General features: G+C 76.5%; 4 protein-coding genes (1 of these 4 only partly in view). All 4 read right to left on the reverse strand.

All coding sequences use genetic code 11. From position 1 onward, the window contains the following. Tightly spaced (each overlapping or abutting the next), the 4 genes in view from ACYVK7_RS07975 to ACYVK7_RS07990 form a layout consistent with a single transcriptional unit that may run on beyond the window. Window positions 1-5,595, reverse strand: a complete 5,595-nt coding sequence (locus ACYVK7_RS07975; RefSeq protein ID WP_460887159.1) for an amino acid adenylation domain-containing protein — start codon at window positions 5,593-5,595, stop codon at window positions 1-3. Beyond that, window positions 5,592-10,937 (reverse strand): type I polyketide synthase, encoded by a 5,346-nt coding sequence (locus tag ACYVK7_RS07980; protein WP_460887160.1) that lies wholly within the window; start codon window positions 10,935-10,937, stop codon window positions 5,592-5,594. Before ACYVK7_RS07980 ends, ACYVK7_RS07975 begins: the two co-directional genes overlap by 4 nt. Continuing rightward, window positions 10,934-11,152: an MbtH family protein gene (locus ACYVK7_RS07985; RefSeq protein WP_460887161.1), complete on the reverse strand. Its 219-nt coding sequence runs from the start codon at window positions 11,150-11,152 to the stop codon at window positions 10,934-10,936. Before ACYVK7_RS07985 ends, ACYVK7_RS07980 begins: the two co-directional genes overlap by 4 nt. Next, window positions 11,149-15,447 carry the 3' portion of an amino acid adenylation domain-containing protein gene (locus tag ACYVK7_RS07990; RefSeq protein ID WP_460887162.1) on the reverse strand. Its footprint extends 3,111 nt past the window's final position, so 4,299 of the gene's 7,410 nt are visible here — the last part of the coding sequence; the start codon falls outside the window, past its right edge — the gene reads right to left on this strand; its stop codon occupies window positions 11,149-11,151. The genes ACYVK7_RS07985 and ACYVK7_RS07990 overlap by 4 nt, the downstream gene beginning before the upstream one ends.

Genomic DNA, 15,447 nt, shown 5'->3' on the forward strand with positions numbered 1-15,447 from the left:
TCACGCGAGCTCCCCCGCGGTCACGACCACCGTGGTCTCGGTCGGTCCGTAGGAGTTCATCAGCCGCGCCCCGCCGCCCACGTCACGCCAGCGGTCGAGGGCGCCGGCGGGGACCGCCTCGCCGCCGACGACGACCAGCCGGACCGCGGCGGGCAGCCCGCGGCCGGTCCCGGCGAGGTGGCCGACGACCTCGGCCCAGAACGCCGTGGGCAGGTCGAGCACCGTGCAACCGGTCGCGACGACCCTGTCGAGGAAGGCGTCGACGGAGTCGGTCCAGGACTCGTCGCGCACGACGACGCTCGCCCCGGCGGCCAGTCCGCACCACACCTCCTCGACCGCCGTGTCGAACTCCGGCGTGGCGAAGTGCAGCAGCCGGTCCTCCGGTCGCAGGCCGTAGCGTCGCACCGCGGCACCTACGAACGCCCCGAACGCGTCGTCCGGGACGACGACGCCGCGCGGCGCCCCCGTCGACCCGGAGGTGTGCACCACATACGCCGCAGATCCCGCCGCCCGTGGCACCGGGCCGTCGAGGGGCCGTGGCGCACCGGGCTCGTCCGCCGACGCCGTGGCCACGATCCCCACCGTGCCGTGCGGCAGGTCGAGGCGAGCGAGCGTCGCGGTGTCCGGCACCAGGACGTGCTCCTCCACGACTCGAGGCCGGCGCGGCGTGCTCGGCGCGTACGCGGCGCCCGCCGCGAGGACGCCCAGCTGCAGCACGACGCCACGCACCGAGCGGGGAGCGACCACGGAGACGACACACTCGGGGCCGACCCCGACGTCCCGGAGCCGTGCCGCCACGACGAGCGCGGCGTCCACGAGCTCCGCGTAGGTCAGCATGCCGTCGGTGCCCTCCAGCGCGACACGGTCAGGGTGCTCCTCGGCGGCGGCGAACACGCGCCGCACCACGTCGTCCGGCGGGGAGGCGGCGTCGGGGCCGACGAGACCCTCCGGGACACCCGCCGGGCGCGGCCCGGAACGCAGGACCTGCCCGAGCGACGAGCCTGGGCGGGCACCCGCGAGCGCCCGCAGCGTCCGGCGCAGCTCGCCGAGCAGCTCCGCCGCCCACTGCCGGTCCCAGCCGGACCCGTCGTACGCGAGCCGCAGCGTGAGCGTACGGCCGGGAAAGGCGTAGAGGGCCAGCGGCATCCCGATGACCTCGGTGAACCGCAGCGACCCCGGGACGATCCCGCCGCCTCCCGTACCGAGCTCGTCGAGCGGAAGGTTCTCGAACACGACGAGGGAGTCGAAGAGGTCGCCGCTGCGGCCGTCGTGCGCCACCGACCGCTCCAGCTCGGCGAGCTGGACGTCGGCGTGGTCCGACGCCGCGAACGCGGTCTCCTGGAGCCGGCGCAACCAGTCGTGCACCGGCACGTACGGGTCGACGTCCACCCCCACCGGGACCGTGTTGACCAGCATCGCCACGGCGTCGTCGAGCCCGTCGGAGTCGCTGTCGCGGCCGGACAGGGTCAGCCCGAACATGGCCCGCCGCTCGCCGGTCCGCGCGGCGAGCACCGCCGCCCACGCACCCTGCACCAGGGTCGACGCCGTGACCCGCGCGTCGGCGGCGAGGCCGAGCAGCGCCCCGTACTCGTCCTCGTCGAGGGTGACCTCGGTCTCGGCGTGCCGGAACGCACCCGTGGCGGCGCGCGGCACCGGGGCGTCCGGCACGCCGTCAGCGAGCGCGTCCTCCCAGTACGCCGTGACGCTCTCGTGGCGTTCCTTGGCGGACCGGTCCCGCTGCCGCAGCAGGGAGCCCAGCGCCGACCCGCGGGCGGCGGTCGCCGCACCGGGCATGACGTCTTCCGCGTAGGCACGCAGGACCGCGCGCAGCACGAGGGGAAGGCTCCATCCGTCGAGGAGCAGGTGGTGGTGCGTCCACACGAGGACGGCGCGGTCCTCGTCGGCGCGGCGGACGAGCCGCCACCACGTCAGCGGCCCCGCCGCGAGGTCGAAGCCCCGTGCGCGGTCCTCGTCGACGAGACGGTCGACCACCGCACCGACGCTGTCGGCCCCTTCCGAGGTGCTCGCCGTGCCGGCGTGGACCTCCTGGACCCGGACCTGGACCGGACCGGCCCGCTGGACCAGGCGGCCGTCGTCGGCCTGATGTACCCGCATGCGCAGGCCGGGCTCGCGGTCGACCACGTGCTGCCAGGCTCGCTCGAGCCGTGGGACGTCGACACCCCCGTGCAGGTCGAGCAGCACGTGCTCGCAGTACAGGCCCGGGATCCGTGACGTCATCGCATGGAGGTACATCGTGGTCTGCATCGGCGTCAGGGGCAGGTCCTCGCCGGGCGCGTCGGTGCCGCCCGGTGCGGCCACGTCGGTGGTGACCGGCCGGGGCGCCACCGCCGCGAGGGTGTCGGCCAGGAGGAGCCGGCTCGCGCCGACCGTCAGGCCCTGCTTGCGCAGGGCCATCGCCACCCGGATCGCCGCGACGGAGTCGCCGCCCAGCCCGAGGAACGAGTCCCCGGGTGCGGCGTCGATCCCGAGCACGTCGCGGACCGCCTGGACCACCTCGTGCCCGGCCCGGGCCTCCGCGTGAGGTGCCGCGGGCGGCGCGGTCCCCGCCGCGTCCGTCCGCACGGGCTCCGTCCGCGGCCCTCCGCCCTCGCCCGCCGCCGTGAGCAGCGCCGCGTGGTCCACCTTGCCGTTGGCCGTGAGCGGCCAGGCCGCGAGCACGTGGATCGTCGCGGGCAGCATGTAGCCGGGCAGCCGCGCGGCCGCCCCGTCGCGGACGCGGCCCGGATCGGCCGCTGGCCCCACGACGAACGCGACGAGCCGCCGTCCGCCCAGGGCGTCGGTGGCGACGACGTGCACGTCGTCGACCCCCGGCTGCTCCCGCAGCGCTGCCTCGACCTCACCGATCTCGACGCGGAAGCCGTTGACCTTGACCTGCCGGTCGCTCCGCCCGAGGAACTCGATCACCCCGTCGGGCAGGTGCCGGCCCAGGTCGCCGGTGCGGTAGAGCCGCCCGTGCGCGGCGGACTCCACGAAGCTCTGCGCGGTGCGCTCCGGGTCCCCGACGTATCCACGCGCCACGCCGTGACCGCCGATGCACAGCTCGCCCACCACGCCCGGCGGGACGTCGCGACCTCGATCGTCCAGGACGTGGAACGACTGGTTCGTCAGCGGACGCCCGTACGGGATCGAGGCCCACGCGGGACCCACCTCGCCGACCTCGTACGCGATCGACCAGATCGACGCCTCCGTGGCCCCGCCCATGCCGAGGACGCGAGCGCCTGGCGAGCACGCACGGGCCATGTCGGGCAAGGACAGCGGGATCCAGTCGCCGCTCAGGAGGTACCACCGCACGGTCGCCAGCGCATCCGTCCCGGCCGCCTGCTCGGCGGCGAGCTGCGCGAGCGCCGGCACGGTGTTCCAGACGGTCACGCGCTCCGCGCGCACGAGCTGGCACCACCGTTCGGGGTCGCGGACGTCGCCCTCCTCGGGGACGACGACGGTGCCACCGGCGCCCAGGACCCCGAAGACGTCGAAGACCGACAGGTCGAAGCTGAGCGACGACAGGGCGAGCACCCGGCTCCAGGGGCCGAGCCCGAGTCGTCTCGCGAGGTCGTCGAGTGTCGTGCAGGCCGCGCCGTGCTCGATCATCACACCCTTGGGCACCCCCGTGGACCCGGAGGTGAAGATGATGTACGCCAGCGCGTCGGACGGCACCCGCGGCAGGTCCGTACCGTCACCAGTCGCACCGTCACCAGGCACGGCTGCGTCGCCGGGGACCGGCCGGACCACCTGGCTCCACCCGGTGACACAGGGCGGCGGCCACAGGTCGGGCGCGCCGTCGCGGACCAGTACGTGGCGCACGTCGGCCTGCTCGAGCACCGTCGTGCGCCGGGCGCTCGGCAGGTCGGGGTCCACGGGCACGTACGCGGCGCCGCACAGCACGACACCGAGCACACCGACGACCTGCTCCCAGCCCCGCGGCACGTGCACGGCGACCCGGTCGCCCGGACGCACGCCGTGCTCGCGCAGCGCCGCCGCCTGCCGTCGGGCGAGCGCCTCCAGCTCGCCGTAGGTGAACCGCACCCCGCCACAGACGAGGGCCTCCGCGGCGGGCGTGCGCGCCGCGTGGTCGAGAAAGCCTGCGTGCACGGTGCGGTCGTCCGGGCGCTCCAGCGGCTCGGGGTTCCACGCCGCCAGGTCCGCCTCGTCCGGCGCGGCGAGCGCGGTCAGCGCCGCGACCGGTACCTCGGCGTCCGCGGTCGCGCGGGTGAGCACGGCGACGAACCGCTCCGCCAGGCGCGCGACGGTCCCCTCCCGGAACCGGTGCGGCTGGAAGTCCCAGCCGGCCTCGAGGCGCCCGTCGACGTCGCCGAGGGACAGCGCGAGCGGGTGCCCGACATCGCGCCGGGGCAGACCACGCGACCTGGCGGTGGCGTGGTCGTCGAGGGCGATCACGCCACCGCCGTCGCCGAGGCTCATCCCCGCCACCGCGCTGAGCTCCTCGACCGGGTTCCCGCGCAGCACCAGCAGGGTGTCGAAGACCGGGCCGGTGTCCGTGCTGCCCGCCTCGTCGCGCAGCAGCTCGACCAGGCGGGGGTACGGCAGCGTGCCGTGCTCGAACGCCCCGAGGAACGCGTCCCTCGCGCGGGTCACCAGGTCGGCGAACGGCACGTCCTCGTCGACCCGCAGACGGACGGGCACCGTGTTGATGAGGTAGCCGGCGACGTCACGCCACCGCTGCTCCCCCCGCTGGGTCATCGGCACGCCGATCACGACGTCCGGATTGCCGGTGTGCCGGGCGAGGAAGACCGCGTACGCCGCGAGCAGCACGTGATAGCGCGTCGCGCCGAGGCGACCGGCCACGGTCCGCAGCGCGTCCGCCGTCTCAGCGGGGACCGGGATCCGATAGAGGGACGAGGGGGCCGGGTCGTGCGCGGCGGCCGGGTCCGGCGGCAGCTGCAGCGGCCCGGGCGGGTCACGCAGGATCTGCCGCCAGTAGGCGGCGTGCTCCGCACCCCGGTCGCCCGCGGCCTCCAGCCTTTCGAGCCGCGCGAAGTCGGCGAAGTCGGCGACCACCGGCGGCAGGTCGGGCGCTCGCCCCTCGCACTCGGCGCGGTAGAGCTCGATCAGGTCGCGGACCAGGACCACGAGCGTCCAGAAGTCCCCGGCGAGATGGTGCAGCACGAACAGCAGCACGCACTTGTCGGGACCCGCCGGGTACACGGTCAGCCGCAGCGGGCGGTCATCCCCGAGGTCGAAGGGGCGGTCGATCTCGTCGGCGAGGCGTGCGTCGAGCTCGGCGTCGGGCACTGCGGCGGCCCCGGCACGAACGATCAGCGGCGAGACCGCCGGCCGCACCTCCTGCACGAGGTCGCCCTCGTCGTCCGGCACGACGACCGACGCGAGGATCGGGTGGCGCTCGTGCAGCCGCACGGCGGCCCGGTCCAGCGCGTCGAGGTTCACCGTCCCCTCGATGGTCAGGGCCTCACCCATGCGCAGGTCCGCCGTCGGGCTGACGCTCTCCAGGAGGTACATCGCCTCCTGGCCGATCGACAGCCGCCAGCGTCGGGGCTCGTCGCCGGCGGCCCGCTCCCGCAGCAGTCGGGCCAGCCGGGCTCGGCGTTCGTCGTTCATCGTGCTCCCTCCTGGCCGCTCGCCAACGCCGCGAGCGCCGCCTCGACCTCCGCGTCGGACATGTCGTCCAGGCGCGCGAGCACCGCCTCCGGGTCGTCGGTGGCCGCCGGGAGCGGGTGCTCGCCAGGCGCCTCCCCGCGCGAGGCCGTCGAGCCGCCCACCGCGGACACCACGTGCTCGGCGATCGCACGCAGCGTGGCCCCGCCGAGCAGCATCGGGACGGGCACCTGGACACCGGTCGCCGTAGCCAACTGCGAACGCAGGTCGATGGCCGCGATGGAGTCGACACCGAGGCTCGCCAGGGGGCCGTCGATGTCGACGGTGTCGGCCGGCGCCCGGGTCGCCGACGCCACGGCGTCGGTCAGGAGGACGAGCACCGTGGCTTCGTCCACCGGCCCGGAGGCCAAGGCCGCAGGCGCGTCGGCGGTGGCGTCGACCAGACCGGTGACGACGGGCCCGCCGAGGGCCCTCGCGACAGCCGCCCAGCCGGCGTCCGCCACGACCTGGTGGGCCGTGCCGGCGCTCCGTACCGAGTCGAGCCCGGCCAGCGCGGCGGCCGGGGCGAGCGGGCGCAGCCCGAGGCGCTCGACCACCTCGGCCGAGCTGCCCGTCGCGACCATGCCGTCGCCGGCCCACGGCCCCCACGCCACCGACGAGACCGGCCGTCCCGCCGCGCGGGCCGCGACGGCGAACGCGTCGAGGCTTGCGTTCGCCGCGGCGTAGACCCCCTGCAACGGGGTACCGAGCGTGCCGGCGACCGACGAGTACAGCAGCAGCTCTGCGTCGCGTTCGAGCGTCGCGAGCAGGTTCGCGGCACCGGCGACCTTGGGGCGCAGCACCGTGGCGAGGTCCGCGCGGCGAACGTCGAGCAACGGACCGTCGGCGAGCACGCCGGCCGCGTGCACGGCTCCGCGCAGGGGGCCGTGGTCGGCACGGACCGCGTCGAGCGCGGCGGCGAGGGTGGCCTCGTCGCTCACGTCGGCGACATGATGGCTGACCCGGCCGGGGCCGGCGGCCTCGGCCAGCGCGGCGAGAGCCGCCGGGTCGGGCGCGCCGCGGGACAGCAGCGCCACGTGCGCCGCCCCGCGCTCCAGGAGATGTCCGGCCGTGTGCCGGGCCAGGGCACCGGACCCACCGGTGATGACCCAGGTCCCCTCGGCGGCGAGCGACGAGCGGTGGGCGCCGGCGGCACGCAGGACGGGCCGCAGCACCACTCCGTCACGCACCCGGACCTGTGGCTCGGGCCGCTCGGCCAGCACGGTCCGGCGCAGGGCGCGCGCGACGGAGACCGCGTCGCCGGGCCCGACGTCGAGGACCGCGCCGAAGACACCCGGGTGCTCCGACGCGACCGTGCGCGCCAGGCCGACGGCGGCGGACGCCACGGGGTCGCCGTCCGCGTCGCTCACGAGGAGCCACGCGCGGGTCCCGTGCTCGGCCGCGTGCCGGACCACGTCGGTCAGCCGGGCGCACGCGTCGACGGCCGCGGACAGGAGCCCGTCGGCGTCGGTGTGCGCCCCTGCCCAGGGCACGACGGCCAGGACCAGGTCGGTCGTGTCGGTCGGCAGCGCGGCTGACGTGCCGGCGGAGTCGACCACCGCTGCGGCTCCGGCGTCGGTCAGCACGGTGACGACGTCCGGCGACCAGGCGCCGCCGTCGAGCAGGCCGACACGACGGCCGGCCGCCGGCCGGGCCGGCTCGTCCCCCTCGAGCGGCACCCAGACCACCTCGCGCTCCGGCCCGTCACCGGTGGGCGCGAGACCGAGCAGCGCCGGGCTGATCTCGCCCAGCACCACACCCCGCAGGCTCGCCTCGTCGCCCACGCCGATGTCGGCGCGCACGCGACGGCCGCCGTCGTGGACCTCGGTGACGTCGACCGCGACAGGGCCACCTCGCAGCCCGTCGAGCGTCACGGTGATCTCCTCCGCGCCGACCGGCACGACGACGCTGCCCCGGTCGCGCAGGGCGTCCGTGACGGCGTCGGGCAGGGCGGCGGCCACGAGCTGGAACCAGGCGTCCATCAGCCCCGGGTGGAACGGCGACCGTCCGGACGCCGGCCGGTCGAGCACACCCGCTGCGTGTCCCGGCTCGGTGCGGCCCACCGTGGTCACGGCCTGGAAGCCCGTGCCCAGCTCGATGCCTCGCTCACGCATCCGGGCGTAGAACTCCGCACGGGACAGCGAAGCCTCCGGCACGGCAGTCTCCGTCCGCGCCGGCGCCGGGCTCTGCGCGTCCACCCGCACGGTGCCGCGCGCGTGCCGGACCTCGGTGTGCCCCCTGCGCGGCCTGGACAGCACGTCGAACGTCCAGCCCGGCCCCTGCCCCACGGGCCGGAGGCGCACCGTCACGTCGTAGGTGGCACCGGCCGGGACCAGCGGGTGCTCGAACAGGACGTCCGTGAGCACGGCACGGCCCGCGGCGGCCTCGCCGACGCCGGGTGCGTGGGCGCCGGCCTCACGGGCGAGCTGCCGGGCAGCGTCGGTCACCTGGCTCAGCCAGAACGCACCGGGCACGACCACCTCACCGAACAGCGCGTGGTCGGCCAGCAGCGTGTCGTCGGGGCCGACGACGGAGCCGAAGGCCCAGCCGCCCTCGGGCAGCGCGACCCGTCCCCCCGCGGTGCGGGAGCCACCCCCGGAGCGCTCGGCGAGCCGGGCGAGGTTGTCGCGGACGGCCGGCGAGAGCAGCGGGACACCGCCGAACGGGTATCGCGGTGCCCGTACCAGCCGCGCACCCTCCGGCGACGCGTCGTGCTCCCGCGTCGTGTCGTGCCGGGCCGTCGCGACACCGGGCAGCGCGCCCGCGACGAACAGCGCGGCGCGCAGGTCGTCGGAGCTCTCCGGCCCCCGGTGCCCCAGGGTGACGACCGACGGCGCGCGGCCGGCACCGAGGGCCCGCCGGGCGAGCCCCACCAGCGTTCCCCCGGGACCCACCTCGACGAACACGCTGCGGCCTCCGCCCGAGGCCGCGCGCACGGCATCCTCGAACCGGACGGTGCCGCGCACGTGCCGCGACCAGTGGTCCGCCGGCAGGACCTCCCCTACCCCGACGACCGTGCCGTCGACGTCGGAGACGAACGGGACGCGTCCCCTGCCCCGCGGCTCGGCGACGGCAAGCCGACCCAGCTCCTGGGCCACCGGGTCCATGGCGGCCGAGTGGAACGCGTGCCCCACGGCGAGGCGGTGCGCCGTGGTCGCTCCGTCCTCGTCCAGGAGCGCGACCAGGGCGTCCACGGCCTCGACCGGGCCGGAGAGCGTGACGGCACCCGGCGCGTTCCGTGCCGCCACCTCCACGCCGTCCGGCACGCCGGCCAGCACCTGGTCGACCGCCGCGGGCGTGCCCACCACCGCCACCATGGCGCCCGCCTCCGTGGCCGCCATGAGGCGTCCGCGCGCGGCGACGAGCCGCGCCCCGGCCGCCAGGTCGAGGTGCCCGGCGACGACCGCCGCGGCGAGCGCCCCGATGCTGTGGCCGGTCACGGCGGCGGGGACGACGCCGAGGGACTCGAGCGTCCTGGCGAGTGCCACCTCCAGCGCGAACAGTGCCGGCTGGGTCAGGTCGGTCCGGGCGATCAGCTCGTCCGCCTCGGCGGCCCGGCCGAGCACCACGTCGAGCAGCGTGGGCCCGCCGGTCCCGAGGGCGTCGGCCAGGAGCCCGTCGAATGCGGCGGCCGCCGCGTCGAGCTCCGCGGTGAACGTGCCACCCTCCGCGTAGAGCGCGGCTCCCGCGCCGGCGCGCTGGCTGCCCTGCCCCGAGAAGCACAGCACGACCGGCGCCGACCCGCGCACCCGTCCGGTGTGCACTGCGGGGCCGGAGGAGCCGGTGGCGAGTCCCCGCAGGTGGCCGGCGGCACCCCGGGCGTCGGCGGCGACGACCGCGGCACGGTGCTCCAGGTCGGCGCGGCCCGCGCGGGCCGTGTGCGCGAGGTCCCGCAGCTCGGCGCCCGCCTCCGCGGTGTCCGCCCAGCGCGCGGCGAGCGACCGCAGGCCGTCCTCCGTCCCCGCGCTGAGGGTCAGCACGTGCCGGGCCGGCGCGGCGGGTCCCGGCTCGCGAGCTGGCGGCGCGGCCTCCAGCAGCGCGTGGGCGTTGGTGCCCGACAGCCCGAAGCTGTTCACCCCGACGATCCGTGCGCCGTCCGGCCAGCGTTCCGGCTCCGTGACGATGCGCAGGTTGGCCTGCTCGAGGTCGACGGCGGTCGTCGGGCTGCCCACGAGGAGGTGCGGCGGGATGACGTCGTGCTCGAGGGCGAGCACCGACTTGATCACGCCGGCGACGCCCGAGGCGGCCTCGGTGTGGTTGATGTTCGACTTCACGGACCCGACCAGGAGCCGGCCGGTCGTCCGGGCGCTGCCGTACACGTCGCCGAGCGCACCGAGCTCGATCGGGTCGCCCGTCGGCGTGCCGGTCCCGTGCGCCTCGACGAGCGCGACGTCGGCGGGGTCGACGCCGGCGTCGGCCAGCGCCGCCCGGGCGACGGCGACCTGCGCCCCGCGGCTCGGGGACAACATCGTGGAGCTGCGCCCGTCGTGGTTCATCGCGGTGCCGCGTACGACGGCGCGCACCCGGGCACCCCGTCGGGCGCTGACAGCGGTCCGTTCCAGCACGAGCACGCCGCACCCCTCGCCGCGGCCGTAGCCGTCGGCGTCCGCGCTGAAACCCTTCGACCGCCCGTCCGCCGAGGCCATGCGCGCGTGCGAGAGGTTGACCCAGGAGTCCGGCGTGAGGGCGAGGTTCACCCCGCCGACGAGCGCGAGGTCGCACTCCCCGGCGCGCAGGCTCCGTAGGGCGAGGTGCAGCGCGACGAGGGACGACGAGCAGGCCGTGTCGAGGGTGAGGGCCGGACCGGCGAGGTCGAACGCGTGCGCGACCCGGCCCGACGCCATGCTGTGCAGCGCGTTGGGGCCGGCCTGGGGCGCGAGGTCCTCGGGAAAGCGGGGCCCGACCGCCTGGAGCACCGTGAAGTCGGGGGCGTAGGAGCCGACGAAGACGCCGGTCCGTGACCCGGCCAGTGACATGGGGTCGATCCCGGCGTCCTCGAGCGCGTGCCAGGTCACCTCGAGCAGGATCCGCTGCATGGGGTCCATGAACTGGGCCTCGCGCGGAGAGATGCCGAAGAGCCGCTGGTCGAACCGTTCGACGTCCTGGAGCAGCGCGCCCGCCCGGACCGCCGAGCGGCCGGGCGTGCCGGGCACCGGGTCGTAGAAGCGGGCGGCGAGCCGCTCCGGCGGCAGCGGCCGCACGGCGTGCTCGCCCCGGGAGAGCATGCCCCACATCTCCTCCGGTGACCCCGCGCCGGGGAACCGGCAGCCGATGCCGACGATGCCGACGGGGTCCACGTCGTTCACGCCTGCTCCTCGAGCGCCCGGACGAGGCTCTTCGGGCGCATGTCGGTCCAGGTGCGCTCGATCACGGCGAGCGCGTCGGCGCGGGACGCGGACCCCTGGACGACCCGCCAGCCTGCCGGGACGTCGACGAAGTCGGGCCAGAGGCTCATCTGGCCCTCGTCGTTCTGCAGCACCAGGAAGGTGCCGTTCTCGTCGTCGAAGGGGTTGGTGCTCATCGGTGCGTCTCCTTGTCAGGGGTCGAGGGCCGCAGGGTCTGTACGGCGCGCCGCAGCACGCCGGCGTCCACGTCCCGGCAGGCCAGGCCGGACTCCGGGTGCAGGGTCCTGAGGTTGGTGCGCGCCAGGCGCACCGGGTGCTCCGTCACGGGCCAGCCGCCGGGGACCACCAGCTCAGGAGCCATGCGTGGGTCGGTGGCCGCGAGCTTCCCGAGCTCGGCGGTCCAGTCGTCGTCGGGCAGGGCGGCCAGGTCCACGCCCGCCTGGCGCACAGCGTCGAGCACGACAGCGACGGGCACCGGCCGGGCGGCCGTGAGGTGGAACGTCGCGCTCGGGCCCGAGCCCGGCTCTCCGGCGCGCACGACCTCCGCGGCGATCACCTCGGCGACGGCGTCGACGGCGACGAGGTCGCTGAACAGCTCGTCCGCCCGGTCGAGCCCGCCTGCCGGTACCGCGCCCACCCGCACGACCGCCTCGAGCGCCCGGGCGAACGCGTCGCCGGTGGGCAGGTGCCCCGTCACGGAGTGCGCGGTGATCCGGCTCGGCCGGTAGACGCGCGTGCTGAGGCCTGCGACCCCCGCACGCCGCACGTCTGCCTCGGAGGCCCACTTGGTCAGCACGTAGCCGTTGGCCTCCAGGTCCTCCACGTCCGCGACGTGGTCCTCCGGCACCCCGTCGTCGAACGCCCGGTCCGCGCCGCCGGGCACCACCGAGGACGTGGAGACGTGGTGGAATGCCGCGCCGCACGACGCTGCGAGCTCGAGGAGCTGCCGGGTCGCGACGACGTTGCTGCCCCGCAGCGCCTGGTAACCCTTGACGTGCGTGGTGTCGGCGGCACAGTGCACGATCGCGTCGAGCCCGTCCGCCAGACCGCCGAGCGCCTGCGGCGTGAGACCGAGGCCGGGCTGGTCGAGCCGTGCGGCGACCGCCGTCACGCGAGGCCGTCCCGCGTCAGGACTCGCGAGCACGGCGCCGCCACGGGCCGCCGCGGTGGCACGCAGGCGTTCGGTCGCCGCCGCGTCGTCGGCCGCCCGCACGAGGCACACCACGTCGAGTCCCACCTCGACGAGCGCGTCGAGCAGGTACCCGCCGAGGAACCCGGTGGCACCGGTGAGGAGCACGCGTGCCGGCCGGCCGGCCCGGGGCGGGGCCGCGGCAGGCGGATCCCAGTCCCCGTCGGCTCGGGCCGCGTCCCGGTCGCGGCGCTCGTCGGACGTGCCGAGGGCGGCGAGCAGGCCGCGCGGCGTCGGCGCGGCGAGGAGGGTGGCGAGCGGCACCGGCGCGCCGAGCGTGTCGGCGAGACGCCGCGCGAGCACCATCGCGAGCAGCGAGTGGCCGCCGTGCGCGAAGAAGTCGTCGTCCGGGCCGGCGCCACCTGGGTGCCCCGCCTCGGCGAGCACCTCGCGGAACACCGCACCGACCCGCAGCTCCTGCTCGGTCGCCGGCGTGGCGGCGCCGTCGGGCCGCTCCTGGTCCCGGTCCGGCGCCGCGGCCAGGAGCCCGCGAACGGCGGCGTGGTCGGTCTTCCCGTGCGAGGTGAGGGGCAGAGCCTCGGCGAGCACGACGACGTCGGGGCACACGGCGGACGGGAGGTGCTCCCGGAACCGGTCCCGGAGGGCCTCGGCCGTCACGGTGCCGTCGACCGCGACCACCGCCCCGAGCCGGGCGGTCGCTCCCGCGCCGTCGACCAGCGCCACGGCGCCGTGCACGCCCCGGAGCGCCCGGGCGACGGCCTCGACCTCGTCCAGCTCGATGCGGTGCCCGCGGACCTTGAACTGGCGGTCGGAGCGGCCCGTCATGCGCAGGGTTCCGTCCGGCTCCCAGCGCGCGAGGTCGCCCGTACGGTACATCCGGGCACCCGGCGGCCCGAAGGGGTTGGCGACGAACCGCGCCGCGGTCAGCCCGGCGTGCCCGTACCCGCGGGCCAGCCCGTCACCCCAGACGTACAGCTCGCCCTCGACACCGACGGGCACGAGCCCGAGCCGCGCGTCCAGCACGGCCACCCGGTTCCCTGGCAGCGGGCGGCCGATGGGCACCACCCCGTCGGTGAGCACCTCACCAGGGCCGACCACGTGCTCGACGCAGTTGACTGTCGTCTCGGTGGGGCCGTAGTCGTTCGTCACGGTCGCGCGCGGGAACCGCTCGCGGAAGCGTCGCAGCATGGCGCCGGTGAGCTGCTCGCCACCCACGACGAGGCGGCCCGACGGCGACGCGGCCCGCGGCAGCGCCTCCATCAGGGCGAGATGGCTCGGCGTCACCTTGGTGAAGTCGGGTGCCGGGGCGTCGGCCCACGCGGCGGTGGCGAGGTCGACCACGTGCACGGTCCCGCCCATGAGGAACGGCACCAGCTGGGTGGTGACCGAGAGGTCGAACGTGGGCCGCGTGTGCAGCAGCGTGACCCCTGCGGCCTCCGGGTAGGCACCGATCGCCCACGCGACGTACGCGTCGAGGGCGCGGTGCTCGACCGTGACCGCCTTGGGCTCCCCCGTCGATCCGGAGGTGAACAGCACGTAGGCCGCGAGGCGGTTGTCGAGGCGGGGCGGCTCGGCCGTCCCGGGAGTGCCCGGCACGGCCGTGCTCGCCTCGACGTCCTGCGGGCCGAGCACGGCCTGTGGCCGCGCCGCGCGCAGCACGGCGTCGCGCCGGGCCGCCGGCCAATCGGGGTCGACGGGGACGTAGCAAACCCCGAGCCGCAGTGCCGCGAGCATCACCACGATCGCCTCGTACGACACGGGGAGCACGAACGCGACGGTTCCGCCGGGGCCCAGGCCCCGGTGCCGCAGGTAGGCCGTCATCACGTCGATCCGCGCGGCGAGCCGGGCATAGGTGATCTCCTGACCGTCCGCCACGACCGCCACACGGTGGGCGTGCTCGGCGGCCGCGCGCCGGAACAGTTCCGCGACGGGCGCCCGCCGGCCCAGGTCCGGTCCGGCGCCCGTGGCGACGAGGCGGTCCCGTCCGGGTCCGTCCAGCAGCGGCAGCGCGCCGACGGGGGTGCGCGGGTCGGCGACGGCCGCGGCCAGGAGGTGCGCGAGGGCGCCGGCGAGCTGGTCCACGACGGCGCCGTCGAACAGGTCGGCGTCGTGGTGCACTGCGCCGTGCAGCACGCCGTCGTCGTCGGTCCAGAACCCGAACGACAGCGGGAACCGGGCGCGCGCCGTCCCGGCGGTGACCGCCTCGGCGGTGGTGGCCGACCACAGGCCGGCCGAAGGAGCCGGTGCCAGGTCGATCGTGACGTCCACTCCGCCCGACCGGCCGGAGCTCTCGCCGTCGAGCAGGCGGACGACGTCCTCGTAGGGGGCGGTGTGGTGCGCCAGCGCCGCGGCGTCGGCGCGCCGCGCGCGGACGACGAGGTCGCCGAACCGCAGGTCCGGGTCGAGGCGCAGCCGCAGCAGCACGGTGTCGAGGAACAGGCCGGTCACACCGGCCCACTCGGTCCGGGTCCGGGTGGACGCGTTCGTGCCGACCACGATGTCCTGGCCCGCGCCGTATCGGGACAGCGTCGCGACGACGCCCGCGTGCAGGACCATGAACGGCGTCGCGCCGCACCGCCTGGCGAGCCGCGCGATGCCGGCGGAGACGTCGGCGCCGATCGGCACGCCGATCGTCCGGACCGGACCGGCGGGGGCGTCCGGCCGGTGCCCGCCGCGGGTCGGCAGCCCGAGGGTCGCGGGGGCGCCCGCCAGGGTGCCCCGCCACCAGTCCAGGTCGGCCGGCCGGGCGGCGCGCTCCCGCTGCTGGTGCGCGACCACGTCGGGCCACTGCCACGCAAGCGGCTCCCACGCGGGGGCGGTGCCGCGCAGCCGGGCGGCGCACGCCTGCTCCAGGTCCTGGGCGAGCACCGCGATGGACTCCGCGTCGAAGCCGATGTGGTGCAGCACGAGCACGATCGCGTGCGCGCGGCCGGCCGTGTCCTCGCCCACCGCCACGGCCGCCCGGAACGGCGGGTCGGCCGCGAGGTCGAACGGCTCGTCCGCGAGGGCCCGCGCGCACTCGCCCAGCTCGGACGGCGGGCACGGCACCGTACGGGCGTGCGGTGCGGCAGCGGGTTCGTGCACCACGAGGTGCGCGGTGCCGTCGGCGTCCTGGCGCACGGTGCTCCGCGCGGCGGCGTGCCGAGCTACCACGTCGCGGACCGCCTCCCGCAGCGCCTCCGGGTCCACCTCTTCCGGTAGGCGCACCAGGAAGGGCAGGTTGTACGACGTGCCGCCCTCGAGCTGCTGCAGGAACCAGAGCCGCTCCTGGGCAGGTGACAGCGGGACCCGGTCCGGGCGGGGCGGCGGCACGGCGCCCGC

This window comes from Promicromonospora xylanilytica (assembly GCF_054782895.1).

What these genes read in the sequence shown, in the direction of transcription:
- ACYVK7_RS07975 (WP_460887159.1), bottom strand. Translation starts at nt 5,595, where the DNA reads ATGAACGACGAACGCCGAGCCCGGCTGGCCCGACTGCTGCGGGAGCGG.
- ACYVK7_RS07985 (WP_460887161.1), bottom strand. Translation starts at nt 11,152, where the DNA reads ATGAGCACCAACCCCTTCGACGACGAGAACGGCACCTTCCTGGTGCTG.